Origin of the sequence: Dolichospermum sp. FACHB-1250, from assembly GCF_014696335.1 — a bacterium.
Taxonomy (GTDB): domain Bacteria; phylum Cyanobacteriota; class Cyanobacteriia; order Cyanobacteriales; family Nostocaceae; genus Dolichospermum; species Dolichospermum planctonicum.
The window spans coordinates 1-19,856 of sequence record NZ_JACJPZ010000036.1 but is presented as its reverse complement, the minus strand read 5'-3'; the positions used below and the strand labels follow the sequence as shown (position 1 = coordinate 19,856).

19 protein-coding genes and 1 pseudogene are annotated in these 19,856 nt (G+C 38.2%); 12 read left to right on the top strand and 8 right to left on the bottom strand.

The genetic code is table 11. From position 1 onward, the window contains the following. Nucleotides 1-126: 126 nt before the first annotated feature. Entirely contained in the window at nt 127-510 is a 384-nt protein-coding gene (locus H6F39_RS13740; protein WP_190396869.1) for a hypothetical protein, read from the bottom strand. A 536-nt stretch (nt 511-1,046) separates the two neighbouring features. Continuing rightward, nucleotides 1,047-1,754: a ribulose-phosphate 3-epimerase gene (gene rpe, locus H6F39_RS13735; RefSeq protein WP_137909028.1), complete on the bottom strand. Its 708-nt coding sequence runs from the start codon at nt 1,752-1,754 to the stop codon at nt 1,047-1,049. Between the two features lie 302 nt (nt 1,755-2,056). Between rpe and H6F39_RS13730 the strand changes: the two genes are divergently transcribed. Both H6F39_RS13730 and surE read left to right on the top strand, forming a co-directional pair. Beyond that, nucleotides 2,057-3,649, top strand: a complete 1,593-nt coding sequence (locus H6F39_RS13730) for a S8 family serine peptidase (protein WP_190396868.1) — start codon at nt 2,057-2,059, stop codon at nt 3,647-3,649. Between the two features lie 403 nt (nt 3,650-4,052). Continuing rightward, nucleotides 4,053-4,745, top strand: coding sequence for a 5'/3'-nucleotidase SurE (gene surE, locus H6F39_RS13725; protein WP_137909030.1), 693 nt, complete (start codon nt 4,053-4,055; stop codon nt 4,743-4,745). A 28-nt stretch (nt 4,746-4,773) separates the two neighbouring features. On the opposite strand, the gene H6F39_RS13720 is transcribed toward surE, so the two are convergent. The 3 genes from H6F39_RS13720 to H6F39_RS13710 all read right to left on the bottom strand — a co-directional run bounded on the left by H6F39_RS13720 (nt 4,774) and on the right by H6F39_RS13710 (nt 7,925). Further along, the gene (locus H6F39_RS13720; RefSeq protein WP_137909031.1) at nt 4,774-5,106 is read right to left on the bottom strand and encodes a hypothetical protein; all 333 of its coding nucleotides are present in this window, start codon (nt 5,104-5,106) and stop codon (nt 4,774-4,776) included. 301 nt (nt 5,107-5,407) lie between these two features. Then, nucleotides 5,408-7,165: an ABC transporter ATP-binding protein gene (locus H6F39_RS13715; protein WP_190396866.1), complete on the bottom strand. Its 1,758-nt coding sequence runs from the start codon at nt 7,163-7,165 to the stop codon at nt 5,408-5,410. Between the two features lie 73 nt (nt 7,166-7,238). After that, the gene (locus H6F39_RS13710) at nt 7,239-7,925 is read right to left on the bottom strand and encodes a hypothetical protein (RefSeq protein ID WP_137909045.1); all 687 of its coding nucleotides are present in this window, start codon (nt 7,923-7,925) and stop codon (nt 7,239-7,241) included. 696 nt (nt 7,926-8,621) lie between these two features. Here H6F39_RS13710 and H6F39_RS13705 point away from each other — a divergent pair. The 5 genes from H6F39_RS13705 (at nt 8,622) to H6F39_RS21180 (ending at nt 11,730) form a co-directional block, all read left to right on the top strand. Further along, nucleotides 8,622-9,518, top strand: coding sequence for a DUF2382 domain-containing protein (locus H6F39_RS13705; protein ID WP_137909033.1), 897 nt, complete (start codon nt 8,622-8,624; stop codon nt 9,516-9,518). Nucleotides 9,519-9,584: 66 nt separating this feature from the next. Then, on the top strand, nt 9,585-9,767 hold the full coding sequence (locus H6F39_RS13700; protein ID WP_190372365.1) for a CsbD family protein: 183 nt from the start codon (nt 9,585-9,587) through the stop codon (nt 9,765-9,767). A 69-nt stretch (nt 9,768-9,836) separates the two neighbouring features. Further along, nucleotides 9,837-10,433 (top strand): general stress protein, encoded by a 597-nt coding sequence (locus tag H6F39_RS13695; protein ID WP_190396865.1) that lies wholly within the window; start codon nt 9,837-9,839, stop codon nt 10,431-10,433. A gap of 289 nt (nt 10,434-10,722) precedes the next feature. Continuing rightward, nucleotides 10,723-11,184, top strand: coding sequence for a BON domain-containing protein (locus H6F39_RS13690; RefSeq protein ID WP_190372366.1), 462 nt, complete (start codon nt 10,723-10,725; stop codon nt 11,182-11,184). 69 nt (nt 11,185-11,253) lie between these two features. Beyond that, nucleotides 11,254-11,730 (top strand): CsbD family protein, encoded by a 477-nt coding sequence (locus H6F39_RS21180; protein ID WP_137909037.1) that lies wholly within the window; start codon nt 11,254-11,256, stop codon nt 11,728-11,730. 251 nt (nt 11,731-11,981) lie between these two features. Here H6F39_RS21180 and bchM read toward each other — a convergent pair whose 3' ends face one another. Both bchM and H6F39_RS13675 read right to left on the bottom strand, forming a co-directional pair. After that, the gene (gene bchM, locus H6F39_RS13680; RefSeq protein WP_137909038.1) at nt 11,982-12,677 is read right to left on the bottom strand and encodes a magnesium protoporphyrin IX methyltransferase; all 696 of its coding nucleotides are present in this window, start codon (nt 12,675-12,677) and stop codon (nt 11,982-11,984) included. A 98-nt stretch (nt 12,678-12,775) separates the two neighbouring features. Next, entirely contained in the window at nt 12,776-13,321 is a 546-nt protein-coding gene (locus H6F39_RS13675; RefSeq protein WP_228036528.1) for a hypothetical protein, read from the bottom strand. A 374-nt stretch (nt 13,322-13,695) separates the two neighbouring features. Here H6F39_RS13675 and H6F39_RS13670 point away from each other — a divergent pair, with 374 nt between their 5' ends. From H6F39_RS13670 to H6F39_RS13660, 3 genes are all read left to right on the top strand, one after another. Further along, the gene (locus H6F39_RS13670) at nt 13,696-15,237 is read left to right on the top strand and encodes a YcjF family protein (RefSeq protein WP_137909039.1); all 1,542 of its coding nucleotides are present in this window, start codon (nt 13,696-13,698) and stop codon (nt 15,235-15,237) included. Nucleotides 15,238-15,601: 364 nt separating this feature from the next. Further along, nucleotides 15,602-16,807: a sulfite exporter TauE/SafE family protein gene (locus tag H6F39_RS13665; protein ID WP_190396864.1), complete on the top strand. Its 1,206-nt coding sequence runs from the start codon at nt 15,602-15,604 to the stop codon at nt 16,805-16,807. Next, on the top strand, nt 16,782-17,429 hold the full coding sequence (locus tag H6F39_RS13660; protein ID WP_190396863.1) for a hypothetical protein: 648 nt from the start codon (nt 16,782-16,784) through the stop codon (nt 17,427-17,429). The genes H6F39_RS13665 and H6F39_RS13660 overlap by 26 nt, the downstream gene beginning before the upstream one ends. Before the next feature lie 64 nt (nt 17,430-17,493). On the opposite strand, the gene galE is transcribed toward H6F39_RS13660, so the two are convergent. Further along, the gene (gene galE, locus H6F39_RS13655; RefSeq protein ID WP_137909042.1) at nt 17,494-18,492 is read right to left on the bottom strand and encodes a UDP-glucose 4-epimerase GalE; all 999 of its coding nucleotides are present in this window, start codon (nt 18,490-18,492) and stop codon (nt 17,494-17,496) included. A gap of 126 nt (nt 18,493-18,618) precedes the next feature. Here galE and H6F39_RS13650 point away from each other — a divergent pair, with 126 nt between their 5' ends. After that, a complete protein-coding gene (locus H6F39_RS13650; protein WP_190396862.1) occupies nt 18,619-19,305 on the top strand; it encodes a Uma2 family endonuclease in 687 nt (228 codons plus the stop codon). 108 nt (nt 19,306-19,413) lie between these two features. Then, a pseudogene (locus H6F39_RS13645) lies at nt 19,414-19,856 on the top strand (type II restriction endonuclease); the annotation flags it as partial.

Sequence of the window (19,856 nt, the reverse complement as noted above, 5' to 3'; positions counted from 1 at the left end):
TTAATTCACCCTACGGACTAATGGTAATAGTTAAGCGTGTGTCAATATATCACCATCAGAGACTCACGCAAATGGTAAGTCTCATAAGGGAGAATATGAAGCAAAATCAAGCTTCAAAAATATGCTTTAGACATCTAACCGCAACTGCTGAGGTTGTTGTTGCAAGATTAAGTTCATGACTTCTGGACTCCATTTGAGAACTCGACTACTGAAGTCTGCAAACTGCTTACCTTTAATAGTGGGTTCCCATTGCCAATAATGCTTGTGCTGGTAATTCATATCTTCCAGCATTTCATTAACACGGTGAGGAGTCCATTTATCTCCAGTCCTTTGACTAAGATGGTAGGTAAGATGGTAGGCTATCTCTGTAACAGTGAGAGATTTTTTGGGAAGAGTTTGTTTAATAAGTCCCAAATTTACCTTGACTGTAATTTCTAGATGTTCGGAAACTCCAAAGTTGCTGATTGCAAAATGAAGTGGTTGCAAATATTCGGTATTTTGTGGCATCATGAAATAGACTCCTCTGTTTTAAACAAAAAAGAAATTGAGTGACTGATATAGACCATCAGTTAAGTTTTGGCAGAATATGTGTCAGCATAAGCTCGCCAAAGCTTTGCTGACATTTAATTTATGGGTGTTAAAGGTCAAACTTTTAGACCCATGCTTTAATTATACCAACAAGCATGGGCTTTTGTCAAGAAAATATATATAGCATTTTTATTATAGTCTATCCACTAATAAGATGTCAATAGGTAGTAATAATATGTCAATAGGTAGTTAACAATAAAAAAATACACTGATTACTAATCTGAGATCCCCGACTTCTTTGATCAATTGATAATTTATTGACAAGTTTAAAAAAGAGGTCAGGGATCTTATGTTAATCGTTTTGGTTGTAAGATTTGCGATTACCACTGCCTAACCTTCACTCTGACACCTGATTGCTTGATTAGGTAATCTAAAACTCTGTCAATTCGTTAAAAATAAATCCCCGACTTCTCAAAGAAATCGAGGATCTAAGTTGTACTTGATCAGAAGTATTTAAATTAAACAGCAGCTAATTCTGGAGTTGGACGCTTACTGTTACGGATATTGTGAATCGCGTCAGCATAATCAGGAGCATTGAATACAGCCGAACCTGCTACAATAGCATTAGCACCAGCTTCCAAAACTTGCCAAGTATTATTAGCTTTCAGACCCCCGTCAACTTCAATCCAAGGATCTAAACCGCGTTCATCACACATTTGACGCAATTTGCGAATTTTAGGAACTACGCTAGGAATGAAGCTTTGACCACCAAAACCGGGGTTAACGCTCATAATTAGCACTAAATCGCACAATTCCAGCACATATTCAATTAACTCCAAAGGTGTACCAGGATTTAGTACAACTCCAGCCTGCTTACCAAGTTCTCTGATTTGTCCCAAAGTGCGGTGTAAGTGAGGAGATGCGTTATGTTCAGCATGGACGGATATAATATCAGCACCAGCCTTAGCAAAACCTTCTACATACTTTTCTGGTTCAACAATCATCAAGTGGACATCTAGGGGTTTAGTTGTAACCGGACGAATCGCCTCCACAATCAGAGGACCTATTGTAATATTAGGGACAAAACGTCCGTCCATTACATCAACGTGAATCCAATCTGCTCCCGCCTTGTCTACGGCGCGAATATCGTCACCCAGACGGCTAAAATCTGCTGATAGGATAGATGGAGCAATAACTATGGGCTTTTGAGATGAATTTTGGGTCATGGTTAGTGGGTTTTAAGCGTCTTCGTCTGTAGGTATTGTAACAAAATATGGATAAATTATTAATTAAGGCAAGAGTAAAAAAGTTTTTTAGTGAAAATCAGGAGTCAGAAGTCGGGACTCAGGAGAAGAAAGAAAAGATAAAAATCATATCTTTCTGATACCCTATACATTGCCTTTTGCATTTTTTCTTTTACCTTTGGCATTGTATACATTGCCTTTTGCATCTTCTCTTTCACTTCTTAGATTTTATACATTGCCTTTTGTACCATATCTTTTAAGTCTTGTATTTTACTTAGTAGCTCATGAACAAAAATTGGATAATTTTTTGGGGTTTAGGTTTTTCCTGCTTAACTCTACCAACCTTTGCAGGTATAACAGGAGCAACTTTTTTAGGGAAGAATGGTATTGATGCTTTAAAACTACATCAAGCTCCTTATAATTTAACTGGAAGAAAAATTGCTATTGGTCAAGTAGAAATCGGTCGTCCAGGAATGTTTGGCTGGGACAAAGCCGTGTCTAAAAATCGTGCTGTATCACCAACAGCGGTTTTTATCCGCAATCTTGTAGCTAAGTCAAATTTTAATGTTGAGTCTCATGCCTATAATGTTTCTGCTGTCATGGTAAGTCAAGATAAAGCTTTTCCTGGTGTAGCACCCAATGCACGATTATATTCTTCCGCTGTGGGGTCTATGAGAAAAAATGGTCAACCGGAGGAGTGTTTATCAGCGCAACACATCGCTTTACAAAATAGTGGTGATGTTCGAGCTATTAATTTTAGTTTTGGTGAACCATTAAATCGTGATTCTAGACCAGAAGCTATTTTAGATGGAAATGCTTTACTCACATTATGTATTGACTGGTCTAGTCGTGTGCATGATGTTGTGTATACTATTGCGGGAAATCAAGGTAAAGGCGGGATTCCTATTCCTACAGACAATTTTAACGCAATTAATGTGGCTTTTTCCTCAGAACGAAACGGAATTTTTGATAAAGTTCACGTTTCTAATTTGACTAATAACAGTCAAGAAATAAAAGATCGTTTAACTGGAAAGGAATTTAATATTGGTAATAGAAGAGCAATTAGTTTAGTTGCTCCTGGTACTAATATTTCTTTACTTAATCCCGATGGTAAAATTAATAAATCTACAGGTACTAGTTTTGCTGCACCACAGGTTACTGCTACTGTAGCATTATTGCAAGAGTTTACTGATAGACAATTGCGAAATAAACAACTAAATTGGAGCATTGATGCTCGTCGTCATCAAGTGATGAAAGCTATATTACTCAATGCAGCAGATAAAATTCAAGATAGTGGTGATGGTTTACGGTTAGGAATGACGAGAACATTAGTTGATAAACAAAATCAAGATTGGTTAGTAACGGAAGCTTATCAAGATGTAAAAATTCCCTTAGATGCTCAAATGGGAGCAGGTCATCTAAATGCTTTTCGAGCTTATCAACAATTAAATGGTGGTCAATGGAAAGCTAATGCGCCTATACCATCAATTGGTTGGAATTATGATAGAGTTAATGCTAATACTGCTCAGGAATATGTTTTTAAAAGCGGTTTAAAAGCAAATAATTTTGTAGCTATTACTTTAAGTTGGGATCGTTTGGTAGAGTTAAATGATAAAAATAATAATCAACAATATGATCTGGGGGAAACATTTAAAGATCAGGGATTAAATAATCTTGATGTTTATTTAGTTAAGGAAAATGGGAAGAACAATGAAGTTGTTATGTGTGCTTCTGTGAGTGAAGTGGATAATATTGAACATATCTTTTGTCCAGTTTCTACTAATGGTAATTATAAAATTCGGGTAGAATTTAAGAAGCAGGTTAATGAAGCTGTTCAACCTTATGCTTTAGCTTGGTGGACTGTAGGTGAAAAGTGATCTATTTTTTTATAATTGCAATAATGAAGATGAACCACTAAAAAACGCGCTATCAGCTATGTTACACCACAAGTATAATTGTCACATACTGCATACTGCTAACCCAGACAAGTTATGAGTGTTTGCACCATGTAAAGAAGCGGTGATACCAATACCAAAGGTAAAAGCACTAACTAGCAGCCAGTTTGGGAACTGTCCCATCTTGACACCTTAACCATTTCTATACTAAACTACTCAAGTAATTTCATTAAATCACAATTATAAACAACAAATATAAACAACAAAGATGTTAAAATTACTCAAGTTATGTTACATTTATATGGCGGTGAATTAAAATAACTTCCGGTAGTATCACCCACCAAACCATATTCCAGATTGACAAGTGACCACTCACTAACGAATAATGACTATAATTTTAACCAATGACGACGGTATTGATGCCCCAGGTATTGCAGCTTTATTCAAAGCCGTAAGCACTAAATATGACAAGACTAAACTGATTATTGCGGCACCACAATTACATCAATCAGGCTGTGGACATCAAGTGACTACCCATCAGCCAATTAACGTCGAACGTCGTTCTGATTTGGAGTATGCAGTAGGAGGAACTCCTGCTGATTGTGTGAGAGTTGCAATATCACATCTTGATCCAAATGTCAAGTACGTAATCTCAGGTATTAATGCTGGTGGAAACTTAGGAGTTGATCAATATATTTCCGGTACTGTCGCTGCTGCGAGAGAAGCAGCAATACACGGTATTCCAGGAATTGCTGTTTCTCACTATCGTCGCGGCAATCTCGATTATAATTGGGATGCAGCTAGTAAATGGACTTCCCAATTATTAGAGAATTTAATTCAACTTCCTCTAGAACCCGGATGTTTTTGGAATGTCAATTTACCCCATTTGTCACCAGAGGCGGCATTTCCAGAGGTAATATTTTGTCAACCTTGTACAAAGCCTTTACCTGTTAATTATCGCATACAAGATGATGGTTTTTGCTACATAGGAGAATACGGGCAACGAGAGCGAACTCCTAATAGTGATGTTGATATATGTTTTTCTGGAAAAATTGCGGTGACAAAGTTAAGAGTTTAACATTAGCTTTTAACATCAACTGTGGTAATTATTCATCTGAATTTTGCAGTAAAGATAGGAGTCCATCTAAAGTTTGTGACAATTGAGTGATTTGTCGTATTGACTCCTTATGAGAGTCCGCCAGACTTTGGACAGCGTCACACAAGGCAAAAATCTGATAACTTTGCTGCTGTACTTGTTTTCCTTGGATTTCTAGTTGTAAACTCAGGGAATCTACTCTTTGACCAAGACGTTCAATTGTTTCAGTTGTAGACAGTACAGCGTCTCCAATTTGTTCAACAATAGATTCTAACCTGCTGACTTTCGTTTCTACTCCAATTGCAATCATTTCTGGCTTGCTCCAATTTTGAGAAAAAATCATTACAGTGATATTCCTATATATTCAGCCAACAGTGAAATCATCAGCATTATTAGGACTTAAACAGGATATAGCTAACAGTCCGGTATAGCCATACACTAGATTATTATCTAGGGGTCATGAATTACCCTTACTTTCCTTCCGTTTTGCGTAAGTGCTGATTATTAAGAGATTATTAAGAGAATGTTTAGGAATTTATAAAATAAACCCAAAATATCTCTCCAAACCCTGAGTATTTCTTTTTCTGGAGTTCTCTTATTAGTAAGATAACCACTAATTATTCACAAAATCAAGCTATTTTACTTTAATGGAGTAGTTCTTCTACAAGATGTTGATTCCATAAAATCTTGTAAAGTCCAGGTTGTTCTACAAGTTCTGAGTGGTTACCGCTTTGGACGATTTTACCCTGCTCCATGACCAAAATTCGGTCAGCGGTAGCGGCTGCGGAAAGTTGGTGAGTAATGAAAATCACAGTTTTTCTTTTTGTACCTGTGGAGAGATTAGCCAGAATTTGTGTAGCAGTTTGATTATCTACACTGGAAAGGGCATCATCTAAAAGCAAAATTGGGGCATCAATTAACATAGCTCTTGCTAAAGCTGTGCGTTGTCGTTGTCCACCAGAAAGGGTAATACCGCGCTCTCCCACAATGGTTTCGTATTTTTTGGGAAATTTACCGATTTCTGAATCAATTTGCGCCATTTTGCCCGCGTAAATTACATTTTCTTCTGGGGCTAGGGGGTCGCCATAACGGATATTATTTTTGATGGTGGTACTGAATAAAAAGCTATCTTGAGGTACGTAAGCAATGGCTTTTCTTAAATCACTCACAGCGAGTTGAGTAATATCCCAGCCATCTAAAAATAATTGTCCGGGCTGAATATCTAATAATCTAGGGATAGCATTGGCTAAAGTTGATTTTCCACAACCCACAGGACCGATAATGGCGACTATTTCCCCAGGGGCAATGGTAAAATTGAGATGATCTAAAGCTGGGGTATTGACACCAGGGTAAGTGTAATTAAAATTTACTGCTGTTAGTTCTCCTTGGATATTACGGATTTCAATATGTTGACTATTAGCTGTGTCCTGAATTTTGGGGGTTACACTGAGAATAGTCTCTAATCGGTCAATACTAACTTCACCTCGTTGATAAGCTGTAATGGTAAATCCTAATAAAGCCGTGGGGAAAACCAAACGCTCTACATAAATTAGTAGCGCCAAAAAATCCCCAATTGCTAGAGAACCAGTAGATATTCGTGCTGTACCTAACCAGATGATTATTAAAGAACTGAGACTAGCTAAACCACCAATGAGAGGAAATAGAGTGTTACGAGTTTTAGCTAATTGCAGATTAGCAGTTAATAGCTGTTGATTTTCTCGATTAAAAGCCTGACGCTCATTTTTTTCTTGGGCGTAAATTTTAATGAGAGTAATACCACTAATATCTTCCCGGACAAGTTCGCTGATATTTGCAAGTTTTTCCTGGACAGCGGTTTGTTCGTCACGCAGGCGATCGCTAAAAAAATGCACCACGAGAAACATCAGGGGATAAACTGCTAATGATGCCAATGTCAGGTCTACACTCAAGGATAACATGACTGGTAATGTTAGAGCATAGGCGAACATGGTATTTGCCAAACTCAAGACAGCAAAGCCTAATAATCGTCGAATATTATCTACATCACTAGTAGCGCGACTAATTAAATCCCCAGGGGTATTAACGTTAAAATAAGCAGGTTCTAATCGGAGTAAATGTTCAAAAATCCGCTGTTTGAGGTCAAATTCCACCTGTCTTCCCACACCAAATATGCAAATACGGGAAGCCATTCGTACCATCCACATGGCGGAACTGAGTAGAGTAATGATCACCACGTAATGTATTACCTGGTGAAAACTCACATTCGTGGAAATTGAAAGTGTATCTACTCCAGAACGAATTAACAAAGGAATATACACCCCCAGTCCATTGACGAGTAATAAGGCGATAATACCTGATATAGTTTCCCGCCAATAGGGACGTAAATAGTGAGCGATTTTAGCAAGTCTGTGCGATTTGGCCATGCCAGCAATTGATGATTAATGATTAATCTGTTCCCACCTTCATCCCCTAACCCCAGTCACATTTTAAACATGATCACGGGCGACCACGCAAGAAAACATAAATTTGGTTGAGATAACTTTCCCATACTTGGGTAGTAAGTTGCAGCGTTTCTGCACTAGGGACAAAATCCTCTACCCGTAACCCACGGTTTCTGATTTCTTGGGGATTTTGGAGTAGATAGGAGGGAATGTTCCTATTCATACTATTGAAAGCTATAATGGGAGAATTGATCTCTTCCTGATGTAGGATGATATCTTGCTGTATATCTGAGATACTAGGACTAGTATTGACTGGAGCTAAGGCTACTAAAGCAGATGAAGAAGATTGGTAATTGAGATTATTACCCTCCACTGTAGCAATTGGTGATCTAACTAAGAAATAAGCGATCGCTGGTGTACTAGATAAAAGTAAAATACCTAAAGCCCATCCTAGTAAGTAACCGCCCGGTTTGTCTATACCACCTCCTTTGATTTTTTGAGCAGCGAAACACAACATTAAAACCGAAGCACCCAAGGGCTTGAGGGGAAAGGAGATAAACCGCCACAAAGAAGATACTGCTGGTTCATTGGGATTAAGAAAAGCCAAGGCTAAAACAACAATTACCAGCCCTAAAATGAATCTACCGACAAAAGTTCCTGTGGGATAGAATCTTTGAAACAAGGAATAGGCTACAACACCAATTAAGAGCCATAGCAAGACCCGGCTTAACAACTGAAACATCATAAGTAAGTTAACTCTCTAATTTTTTAGGGACGTAAGCCCATAGGCTACAGATAGTGGATTAATTTTATCGTCAAGCTGACTTCAAAATACCCCATACCTGACACCCAAAGATTACCGTCGTAGTGATTTTAGTGCAATTTTTTGACACTGGGTGTATTATTGCCAATTTTCCTGAAGGAATTTTTGGAAAAATATCCGTGTATTAAGTTTGGATAGTGTTACTAATGTCTAGTGATAAGGAATGCTCACCCCACAGGAGTTAAACTGATTGCGTTTATACAATCAATTTAAGTGATCATAAATACTCATAATTTATTTAAATTTATTTACAACAAATATTTACTATTTACAACAAAAAAGAGGTGGGGTATCTTTATTAGTTTAAGTGAAAATTGTATTGATTTTTATAAACTTACTTAATTGAGAATATCTATCTAATGACATACAAACATAATCAGGCCTTTGATGGAAGGTCTTAATCATAAAAATATCTAATATGAATCTATTAGAACAGAACAACTAAGAACTAAAAATTCAATTTTACCAGGTTCTAATGTTGAGAATAATCAATTGAACTTGAACTTAATCGCTTTCCGGGTAGTCAATGACCTCAGATCATGATTCATGATGAAATTTGCACACAATAGGAATTTAAACCTGGAAACAAGCTAATAAATTGGAGAGGAAAAAATTATGACTCTTTTAAAAATCAAAGAATTTGATCCAAATTATCGTGATAGTTTTGAAGGCAAAGACATCAAAGGCATGGGTGTCTATGTAAGTGTAGATGAAAAGATTGGTACAGTCAGTGACATTTTAGTAGATGAAAAAGGACATTTCCGGTATTTTGTTGTTGATTTAGGCTTGTGGATTTTCGGTAAAAAAGTTTTATTACCGGTTGGTCGTTCACGAGTTGATCATACCTCTGGACGGATTTATACAGTGGGAATGACCAAGCAACAAGCGGAGAATTTACCTGAATTTAACGAACACAAAGAAATTGATTATAACTATGAAGAACAAGTAAGAGGAGTATATCGTTCGGAAGCATTCTTAGAAAGTTCTGGTTCTATGGATACAGCTGCCTCTAGAACTGCTGGAGCTACCATGGTAGCGCCTATAGCCCCACCTCAGAAGTCTGGTAATGGCAGTGGCTATGACTATCAACAAGAACCAGCTTTATATGCCCTGAATGAGCAAGATCATCAAACATTCAAACTATATCAAGAAAGATTAATTGCCAATAAAATCCGCACGAAGACGGGAGAAGTTATTGTTGGTAAACATACAGAAACAGAAAAAGCGCGGGTTTCTGTACCAATAGATAAAGAACGAGTTGTAATTGAAAAAATAACTCCTACAAATGCGGGAGAAGCAGTTACTTTAGGGGCTGATAGCTTTGGGACAACAGAAGTAACTCATATAAATCTTTATGAAGAAACTGCGGACATTCATAAAGAAGCCTTCTTACGTGAAGAAGTCAGAGTTGATAAAGTTGTAGATCACGAAACCATTGAAGCCGAAGAAACTCTGCGTCGAGAAGAGTTAGATATTAACACCCAAGAACATCCGAATGTGGAAAGGAGATAAAACCCAGATTTCACATCATTTCATATCAATTAATTAATTTTCATCATTTTCTATCAGGAGCAGATTATGAGTATGCAAAATAGAGCCAAGGCAACTGCTAAAAACATTGAAGGTAAGATTCAAGAAGTAGTAGGTGATGTAACTGGAGATCCAAAAACTCAAGCAGAAGGTAAAGAAAAACAAGCAGAAGCCAAAATTCGCCACGCAGTTGAAGATGTAAAAGATGAAGCCAAAAAACTGATTGACTAGCATAAACAGGCAGGGCGGGGGTTTTCCCTGATTACCTGCCACTTGTTCACTTTTTGAGAGGAGAAAAAAATGACTTTGATTTCTCATAAACGAGCGGTAGGAGTGTTTTCTAGTCACCAACAGGCAGAGAATGCTCTGAGTGAATTGCGAGATAACGGATTTGCCATGAATCAGGTATCTGTAATTGCCAAAGACAATGAAAAGTTGAGTCAGAGTTACCGGATTGGTGACACACGGATTAGAGACGTAACCGAAACCACTCATGTTGACGAAGGAGCGAAAACTGGATTGGAAGCAGGAGGAGTAGTTGGGGGACTAACCGGTTTGCTGGTGGGGTTAGGAACTCTAGCTATCCCTGGAGTCGGTCCGGTAATGTTAGCAGGGGCAGCAGCTACGGCGATCGCTACAACCCTAACTGGTGGTGTAATTGGCGCAGCAGTTGGGGGTTTGCTTGGTGGACTGGTGGGTTTAGGAATTCCTGAACACCGGGCCCAGGTCTATCACGATTATGTGGTTGATGGCAATTATTTGGTGATTGTAGATGGTACAGAGGCGGAAATCTTGCGGGCAGAAACGATTCTCAAGAGTAAAGGACTGCATGAATGGGAAGTTTACAATCCCCCAGCGACTAGTCGTTATACCGATACTGCTGTCTCTCGTTCCTAATGTACAGCTAAAGAATGTTTTTGAATTTCTCCACCGGAAAGAACCCAGTTTTAAGGGGTAATAACGGGACATTGACATACTCACCGACCTGAAGGTGCGATGATTCTTGACACTTCACTGGAACACGCCACAAGTGGTCTTATCGTCCCTCCATGTCCGTTTAAAGTCTCCCAATGCCCTATGGCGACTATAACCAAATTTTAACATAAAGCCGTCCTAAAAGCGATGCACTGAGCTTGCCGAAGTGGACGGGGCTTGTATCCCAGATTTTTGGTCAAGGATTTGAACCATGAAAAAAATCATGCCTTTAGTTCTCGGCGGGATTCTACTTCTGGGAACCGTTGCCTGCGACAATAAGGCTAAAACTAGCAGCAGTGCGCCCAACTCGACGGAGGAAACTGGTGAAGTTCCCACAGATAAAACAGTCGAAAGTAACCAAAAAGATGCAACTAGCAAAGTCCGTCGAGATCAACTTAATGCAGATATTCGCGCTCGTGAGGAACGTCATAACATCACTGGGGGAAGTTCAGATCGGGCTAATGCCGATATTGCCAGTGAGGTGCGCTCTAAACTGGAAGCCAATATTCCCTCTGGTCAACTAACAGTTACTTCTAAAAATGGGGAAGTTGTCGTAGCTGGAACTGTACAAACTCAAGAACAATTAAACAAAATCGATCCTCTTGCTAAGGAAATCAGAGGCGTTAAAAGTGTGAAAGTTGTCGTTAAAATTGCCCCGGCTGTGCGAAATTGACCATGATCAGGCCTTTAATAAATTAATTACCAACTAATTACCAATCTATAAATGAGGGAGCAAAATTCAATGATATTACTTCAAGCATTTCGCAAATTTTTTCTCACCATTACTTTAGTTTTATTTTTGGTAACTTCTACAGCCTTTGCTGCTGAGGATAGTTTGGCTACAACTTTGTTGACTCAACCAAATAGCCTAACTCAAATTGCAAGCATGAATCGAGTGGAAGCAACAACTAAGAATATTGAAGGTAAAATCCAGGAAGCTATTGGTAATGTTAGAGGAAACAAAAAAGATCAATTTATGGGAAAAGCAAAGCAAGCGGAAAGCAAGGTTCGTAATGCAGTTGAAGATATAAAAGATGGGATTTGGAAACAAAAGTCAAAGTCGGTGACAAAAGATATTGAAGCTAAAACTGAAAGGGCAATAGACAATAGTATTGTTAATCCTAATTACCTACCTGGGGGAAAAACTAAGGATACGAAAAGCGAATCTCGTCACCCCGCAGATAAAATGAAAGATCAAATCCGCGATACTTTTAAGTAGTTCTTGATTAAGATTTATAGTTTGGGTTAACCTATGTTACCCAACAATTTTAGGATTTGGTTGGGTTGCTTGCGCTGTTGCTGCACCCAGCCTCCAGTTATTTTTATTTTTAATATTTTTCATATTATAAGAATGGTTAGTTTATGACGCTACAGACTTTGAAAATCTTGTTTTTACCTTCCCCTTCCCCAGTAGGGAAGGAGTTAGGGGTTAGGTTTTTAGAGTTTTTATGTTGAACATAATACTTTTGATTACTCAGCAGGTATACGAGTTGCTTCTAGTAAGCGAGAAAAGTAGAAGCGTGTACGAGTCATAGCCTGTCTTTGCACTGAAAAGCCATTTTTTTGTAGGACTTTAATGACATCAGATTCACGGTGTAAATAGGCACGAGTGGCTTTACTCGGTCCAGGAAAGAAACTACCGATTTTTTTGAGGATAGTCAGAAAGCAGGTTTTGGGCGCGAAACTGAGAATAATTCTTGATTGTGCTAAAGAACACAGGTGAGAAATCATTTCATCGGCTTTGTCTTGGGGGTAATGAATCAGAACATCTAAACAGATGATGGTGTGATAATTACCACTCAAAGATTCTAAATCCTGTACCGCAAAGGAGGGATTTATGGTATTGGAAAAAGCCTTTACAGCCCTATCTTGGGCTTCTGATACCATTTTAGCAGAAATATCACTGGCATAGACTTTAGCGCCTTCCATAGCCAAGGGAATACTTAAACTACCCACACCACAGCCAGCATCACAAATTGATAATTCTGGTAAATTGTTGTCAGCTTTTAGCCAGCCAATGACATTATCTACAGTTTGCTGATGTCCAGTGCGAATATCTAACTGGACTTTGTTGACTTCACCATCACCATAGATGCGTCGCCACCGATCAAAGCCTGTGGAGTTAAAGTATTCGCGGACTATTGTTTTATCCTCGGCTGCATTCATAAACTCAATTGTTAACGGTTTACAATTCTTAAAGTTATCATTTGTCGGTGGATTCCCTGCTATAATGTTTGAACAAATGCAGTCGGGATGAATCAGGATTAAATTCTTAAAAAGCGACTAGCTAATTTAAGTAAATCAGCAATATCAACATTACCATCACCATCAATATCTAGAAATTTATTTAAGAACGGATTGCCACTAGATTGCAAGAAACTCAAGATTAAAGGCACTAAACTGGGTAATAGTTCTTGAATTTTCTCAACATTTAAGCCGGCGACCTGGGCGGCGTTTTCAGTGACTTTTGCTTGAATATCTGGAGAAAATAGGGTATTTACCGCTTCAGAATTAGGTGAAGTTCCTGCAAATTGATTGACAAAATCCTGTACGGATTCAGTTCCGTCGGTAGCTTGCTTCACCTGCAAAGATGATTGTACTTCTTTACCAACAACTGATAAAATTGATTGGATTGTCGAGGAGTCTGCACCAACGTTATTACCTAATTGTTTAACTGTATTGGCAATATTTAGCAAGTCATCCAAACCACCACCTTGAGTGGAATTACTAACAACATTTAGTAAGTCATTTAAGCCACCGACTTGAGTGGAACTATTAACAGCCCCAAGAATTTGATCAAACAGTCCCATTGATTTTTACCCGTTATTTTTAATGTTTCTCATGATCAATTCTATAGCAGAATTGAGGATTAAGTAGTGGAATTATATGATTCTACAGCATATTTCAGGTAAATGAAAGACTATTTTTCTCTACTCTCCAAGCCGGAGAATCATCTTTGCCCAGATCGGATTTACATAGATGTCACAAAAATTATATTTTTTATATTTTTTTCTTTGTTGTCTGGGCTTTATCCCTGATTTTGTGGCGGTAGGGTTGGAAAAACAGGACTAAAGTTCTGACTACAGGCTAGGATATGGAAAAAAAGTGCTTTGTACTTGATACCTGGTACTTTATACTTGAGAAAATTAAACAACCCATTATACAAGTAATAAATTTATCATTCATGCCTTTGTCTCGCGTAGTAACACTGATTGTTGGCCTAATCGTCATTTTGGCGTTAACCTTATGGCTGATTGATTCTCTCTCTCGGCTGTACTGGCAGTTGTCCTATTCACCATTGTTGGGTAATTTACTATTATTACTGCTAATTTTCTTGATTGGTGGTTTAATCGCCGCCTTTGTCTATTATGTACTAGTGCTGCGAAAAGGAGAGGAAAAATCCCGACGACAACGCCAAAGAGTGACTCCAGCCCAAATTCCTGCGGCTAAATCTGATGCTGCTTCTTCCACTTTACAAGCAGTGCGTCAACAAGTAGCCCAAATTCAAGATGAGGTGACACGCCAAGCTTTACTCAGTCGCACTAGGGACATTGAGGCTAATTTAGCTAGGGGAGAAATTCAAGTTGTTGTCTTTGGTACAGGAAGCGCCGGCAAAACGTCCTTAGTTAATGCCATTATGGGGCGGATAGTGGGTGAAGTCAACGCGCCTATGGGGACAACTCAGGTGGGAGAAACCTATTGTTTACGGTTGAAGGGTTTGGAACGGAAGATATTAATTACCGATACTCCAGGGATTTTAGAACCAGGGGTGGAGGGTACGGAACGGGAACAACTGGCTAGGGCTTTGGCTACGGAAGCGGATTTACTGCTATTTGTGGTAGATAATGATTTACGCCGTTCTGAATATGAACCACTGCGGGGGTTGGCGGAAATTGGTAAGCGATCGCTTTTAGTGCTAAATAAAACGGATTTATATACTGATACTGATAGGGATGTGATTTTGGGGAGATTGCGGGAGAGAGTACGTAGTTTTATTGCTACTAATGATGTGGTAGCGATCGCTGCTAACCCGCAAATAGCTAAGTTAGAAACCGGCGAAACCTGCCAACCAGAACCGGATATTATCCCCCTGTTGCGGCGCATGGCTTCTATCTTACGGGCTGAAGGTGAGGATTTAATTGCGGATAATATTCTCTTACAATCTCTGCGCTTAGGAGAAGAAGCCCGCAAACTCATAGACTCCCAGCGTCGTCGTCAAGCTGATAAAGTCATCGTCCGTTACCAATGGATTGGGGCAGGTGTGGTTTCTGTAACACCATTACCAGTAGTAGATTTACTGGCAACTGCTGCCGTTAATGCCCAAATGGTAGTAGAAATTGGTAAGATATACGGTTGCGATTTAAACATGGAAAGGGGTAAAGAATTAGCCCTATCTTTAGGAAAAACTATCGCTGGTTTAGGTATCGTCAAAGGGGCAATTCAATTATTATCAACAGCTTTACAACTCAATGTAACTACTTTTATTGTCGGTAGAGCAATTCAAGGTGTAACAGCCGCTTATTTAACCCGCATTGCTGGGAAAAGCTTTATTGAGTATTTTCGTCATGATCAAGATTGGGGTGACGGGGGAATGACAGAAGTAGTACAACAGCAGTTTCAGATTAATCGTCGAGATGAGTTTATCAAAGTTTTTGTTCAAGAAGCGATCGCTAAAGTCGTTAAACCTTTAACTGATAGCTTTACAGACAAAGAAGAATATAAGTAAAAATATTGACGTTATAAATTACATATAATTACATATAATTACATATAATTACATATAAATTACATATAAATTACATTTTTAGATTTTGGCATTTTGGCATTTTGGCATTGTTTTGAGTTGTTGCTTTGCTATGTTAGGTACGCGAATGTCTTTGTGCGATAATTCCGACTTGCAGAATCCCTCGGTTTCTAACCGGGGGTCTTTTTTAGTATATATGTGTCTTTATACAGTAATTTTTAGTCCCTCTACCGGAATCCGAGTCTGGCAACACTAAGACTAAGTTTGACAGCTTGTCTTTTGACATGGACATCATAGTAAGAGATGAAAAATAGAATACTTCCCCAGTTTCCATAATTTAATTAATATGCTAGACTTGTCACTTATAATCCTGCTAGGTTTTCTGGGCAGTTTTGGACATTGCTTTGGAATGTGTGGACCATTAACAGTGGCCTTTTCCCTTTCTAAGCAGCCAGAAAATCCGAGTTGGCAACAACAATTAAAATTTCATACTTTACTGAACTTGGGGCGAATGTTGAGTTATACTTTAGTCGGTGCTGGCATTGGCTCACTAGGTTCAGTATTAGTAGAAGGTGGACAACTAGCGGGAATTGGTAGCGATTTGCGGCATTGGGTAGCCATAATTACGGGTACGATGCTGATTTGGTTTGGTTTAGGACAAATTAAACCGGGTTTTTTACCGCATATTCCCCTTTTACACCCTATATTAAAAGGTAACTTACACAACCGCCTCAGTGCGGGCATGATGAAGTTATCTTCACAAACTCAATGGTGGACACCGGCACTTTTGGGCATGACATGGGGACTAATGCCCTGTGGTTTTTTATACGCTGCCCAAATCAAAGCAGCGGCTACAGGGAATTTGTGGCAAGGTGCAGGGACAATGTTAGCTTTTGGGATTGGCACACTACCCATCATGGTGGGTGTAAGTGTTTCTACGGCATTAATTAGTAAAGATCGCCGTAGTCAATTATTCCAGTTGGGGGGGTGGGTAACTTTGATTATTGGTGTTATTACCCTACTGCGGACGGGAGACACCATGACAGACTATAACGGCCACGCCGCCCTAATCTGTTTAATTCTTTCATTGATTGCTCGGCCTGTCAATAGTTTTTGGTCTGCACCACTGCGTTACCGTCGGGCTTTGGGAGTTGGGGCTTTTATGCTATCTGGGGTACATACTATTCATCATCTTGAACACTCCCTCAAATGGAATTTCAGCGCTTTTTGGTTTTTACCGTTAGAATTTCAATGGGGAATAGGTGCTGGGGCTGTAGCATTAGTATTAATAACTCCTGCTGCTTGTACAAGTTTTGATTTTCTGCAAAAGTCATTAGGTAAATATTGGCGGCAAATTCATCTTTTTAGTGTACCAGCTTTATTATTAAGTGCTATTCATACGGTTTTAATGGGTTCTCATTACTTCCAAAACCAATTAACCGTCATTTTGTTGGGGATAATTACTTTTGGTGTTTTATTGGTACGTTCTCGATATTTTTGGATATGTTTAGGGTTAGAAAAGTTTTATGTTCCTCCTAAGAAATCGCGGTAGATTAAATATCTTCACTATTTTTAATCGTCACAAAATCAAAATAAAGTATCTATTATTATTAGTTTTATCTAGTTTAATAGTAGCTGAAAATACTCAAGTTTTAGCCCATACAGTAAAAATATCAGCAGACGTGGGTGGTACTGTCCACTTAGAACCTAATGATAATCCCCGCGCTGGAGAAGTTACTCAAGCTTGGTTTCTCCTGACCCGTAAAGGTGGTCAGGTAATTCCTTTAAAAGATTGTGATTGTCAATTAGCTGTTTATGCTGAACCTCATGTCACAGGAGAACCGGCATTAATTCAACCTCTATTAAAACCCATTCGGGCTGAACGGTATCAAGACATACCAGGAACAGAATTTATTTTTCCTAAACCAGGTGCTTATCAGTTGCAATTAAGTGGTACACCTGTGACTGTCGGGAGTTTTCTACCTTTTGAGTTAAAGTTTCTTGTGACTGTGGCTACGGGAAAGGTTGTTAATAGTCCTCAAGAGGTGGAAAATGCAATTTCAAAGCAGCAAGGGAGAAAAATTGGGTTAACACAACCTTTGATTTGGTTAGGAATTTTGTTGATATTTGGAGGAATTGTCATTTTTTTGGTGCAAATTAAGAAGAAAAACTAGGGAAAAGGAGAAAATTAGCGTTTCAAAACCCAATTATCCCTGTGCTGATTAATTACAGCAAAAGTTATTTATGCCTTTTTTGATGCCATTGCCAAGCGTGAGAGACAATATCTTTAATATCTGGATATTGAGGTTGCCAATTCAAGATTTTTCGAGCTTTTTCGCTTGTACCAATTAATGCGGGAGGATCTCCGGCACGACGATCGCATTCTTTGACTGATATTATCATACCTGTAACATCTTCGGCTGCGGCAATTACTTCTCTAACTGAAAAACCGTTACCATTTCCTAAGTTAAAAACCTCACTTTTACCACCATTTAATAGATATTCTAGTCCTAAAATATGGGCATCTGCTAAATCATTGACATGAATATAATCGCGGATACAAGTACCATCAGGAGTAGGATAATCAGTACCAAAAATACTAATAGCTTCCCGTTGACCTAATGCTGTTTGCAATATTAAAGGGATTAAATGGGTTTCGGGATGATGATCTTCTCCTAATAATCCTTGGGGGTTAGCACCAGCAGCATTAAAATACCGAAAACGCACCGATTTAAAATCGTATGCTACATCAAAATCAGTTAATATTCTTTCTACCATTAATTTGGTTGCACCATAGGGATTAATGGGATTTTGGGGATGATCTTCGGTAATGGGAATAAAATCCGGCACACCATAGGTAGCACAGGTGGAAGAAAAGACAAATTTATGAATAGAAGCTGCTAACATTGATTCTAATAATGTCAATGTTCCTAAAACATTATTCCGGTAATATTTAGCAGGATCGGTAACAGATTCTCCTACATAAGCATAGGCGGAAAAGTGCATAACTGCGGCAAAATTGCGAGTCTGAAAGAGATTATCTAATAAAGTGCGATCGCTTGTATCTCCTTGGATCAATTCTACTTGTAAAACCTGTTCTACCAAATCCCGATGTCCATACACCAGATTATCTAGAATTACCACCTCATAACCGGCTTGCTTGAGTGCTAATACCGTATGAGAACCAATATATCCTGCTCCCCCCGTTACCAAAATACTAGGTTTTACCACTGACATAGTTTCTCCTGGATGATGATTTGATTAATCTAATTTAGCGTGAGTTTTAATGATTATAGAAAATAGTCAACTGATAATTATATAGTTTATATTAAGTTTAACCCGAATTGATTTGAGGGAATAACCATGACAGTATCCGTAGAATATATACCTGTTACTCCTATTGAATACCCGGAAGAGGACGGTAAACCAATGGCTGAAGGTGATCTACAATGTAGTTATTTGACCTATGCGAGAAATGTCCTCCGGATTTATTTTCAAAATCGTTCAGATGTGTATGTAGCTGGTAACTTATTCATCTATTATGAAAAAGGTTATCCTGGGTCAGTTGTCGCACCAGATGTATTTGTGGTATTTGGTGTGGAGAAACATGATCGAGGTAGTTATAAAACCTGGGAGGAAAATGATCAAACTCCTGGTTTTGTCTTAGAAATTACCTCAAGAAGTACCCGCAGTCAAGATCAAGGAGCAAAAAAAGGAATTTACGCTTTTTTAGGTGTCAGTGAATATTTTCAATATGATCCTACAGGGGATTATCTTAGTCCTCAATTGCAAGGTTTACATTTAGTTGATGGTAATTATTTACCGATTTTACAACAGGGTGTAAATGATCATATCATCTCTTTAAAAAGTGAAGTATTAGGTTTAGAGTTGCGACTAGAAGAGGGAAAATTACGTTTTTACAACCCTGTTACAAATCAAATTCTTCTCACTCATGAAGAGGAAGTAACTGCTAGACAGGAATCTGAAACAAAAGCGCGGAAGTTAGCTGCTAAATTACGCGAGTTGAATATTGATCCTGATAGTTTATAATGAATAAGATATATCCCCAACTTTTTTAATAATTCGGGGATATGAAAATTACGTTTCTAATTACGTTTCTAATTACGTTTTTAATTACATTTTCTGCGTGAAAAACAAATGAACTCACAGAAACTACAACCCAGAGAATCATTAAATAAAGCATTTCTGAAAATCAATCCTTTTAGAAAGGATATTGAAACTTTCAAAAAACATCTAAAAAACCTAATTGCAAAAATTAACGAATCTGAATCAGAGGAATTTCATAAAAACCTGATTGCTGACTTTTTCAAGAACACATATTACAGTTATCATCACTTTATTAATACTAAAGGACGAAATGACCTGGTTATTCATAATGGTCAAGACCCTAAAACCAGTGTTGGTGTAATTTTAGAAGTTAAAAAGCCAACAAATAAAAGCGAAATGCTCAAAATTGATAATTTAAATACTAAAGCATTTCAGGAATTAGTTTTATATTTTCTCAGAGAACGTTTAACAGAGAAAAATCTAGAACTGAAATATTTAATAGCAACTAATATTTACGAATGGTTTATTTTTGA

Bases quoted from the DNA above. Each gene is read 5' to 3' on its own strand.
- H6F39_RS13740 (WP_190396869.1), bottom strand. From the start codon at position 510: ATGATGCCACAAAATACCGAATATTTGCAACCACTTCATTTTGCAATC.
- rpe (WP_137909028.1), bottom strand. From the start codon at position 1,754: ATGACCCAAAATTCATCTCAAAAGCCCATAGTTATTGCTCCATCTATC.
- H6F39_RS13730 (WP_190396868.1), top strand. From the start codon at position 2,057: ATGAACAAAAATTGGATAATTTTTTGGGGTTTAGGTTTTTCCTGCTTA.
- surE (WP_137909030.1), top strand. From the start codon at position 4,053: ATGACTATAATTTTAACCAATGACGACGGTATTGATGCCCCAGGTATT.
- H6F39_RS13720 (WP_137909031.1), bottom strand. From the start codon at position 5,106: ATGATTTTTTCTCAAAATTGGAGCAAGCCAGAAATGATTGCAATTGGA.
- H6F39_RS13715 (WP_190396866.1), bottom strand. From the start codon at position 7,165: ATGGCCAAATCGCACAGACTTGCTAAAATCGCTCACTATTTACGTCCC.
- H6F39_RS13710 (WP_137909045.1), bottom strand. From the start codon at position 7,925: ATGTTTCAGTTGTTAAGCCGGGTCTTGCTATGGCTCTTAATTGGTGTT.
- H6F39_RS13705 (WP_137909033.1), top strand. From the start codon at position 8,622: ATGACTCTTTTAAAAATCAAAGAATTTGATCCAAATTATCGTGATAGT.
- H6F39_RS13700 (WP_190372365.1), top strand. From the start codon at position 9,585: ATGAGTATGCAAAATAGAGCCAAGGCAACTGCTAAAAACATTGAAGGT.
- H6F39_RS13695 (WP_190396865.1), top strand. From the start codon at position 9,837: ATGACTTTGATTTCTCATAAACGAGCGGTAGGAGTGTTTTCTAGTCAC.
- H6F39_RS13690 (WP_190372366.1), top strand. From the start codon at position 10,723: ATGAAAAAAATCATGCCTTTAGTTCTCGGCGGGATTCTACTTCTGGGA.
- H6F39_RS21180 (WP_137909037.1), top strand. From the start codon at position 11,254: ATGATATTACTTCAAGCATTTCGCAAATTTTTTCTCACCATTACTTTA.
- bchM (WP_137909038.1), bottom strand. From the start codon at position 12,677: ATGAATGCAGCCGAGGATAAAACAATAGTCCGCGAATACTTTAACTCC.
- H6F39_RS13675 (WP_228036528.1), bottom strand. From the start codon at position 13,321: ATGGGACTGTTTGATCAAATTCTTGGGGCTGTTAATAGTTCCACTCAA.
- H6F39_RS13670 (WP_137909039.1), top strand. From the start codon at position 13,696: ATGCCTTTGTCTCGCGTAGTAACACTGATTGTTGGCCTAATCGTCATT.
- H6F39_RS13665 (WP_190396864.1), top strand. From the start codon at position 15,602: ATGCTAGACTTGTCACTTATAATCCTGCTAGGTTTTCTGGGCAGTTTT.
- H6F39_RS13660 (WP_190396863.1), top strand. From the start codon at position 16,782: ATGTTCCTCCTAAGAAATCGCGGTAGATTAAATATCTTCACTATTTTT.
- galE (WP_137909042.1), bottom strand. From the start codon at position 18,492: ATGTCAGTGGTAAAACCTAGTATTTTGGTAACGGGGGGAGCAGGATAT.
- H6F39_RS13650 (WP_190396862.1), top strand. From the start codon at position 18,619: ATGACAGTATCCGTAGAATATATACCTGTTACTCCTATTGAATACCCG.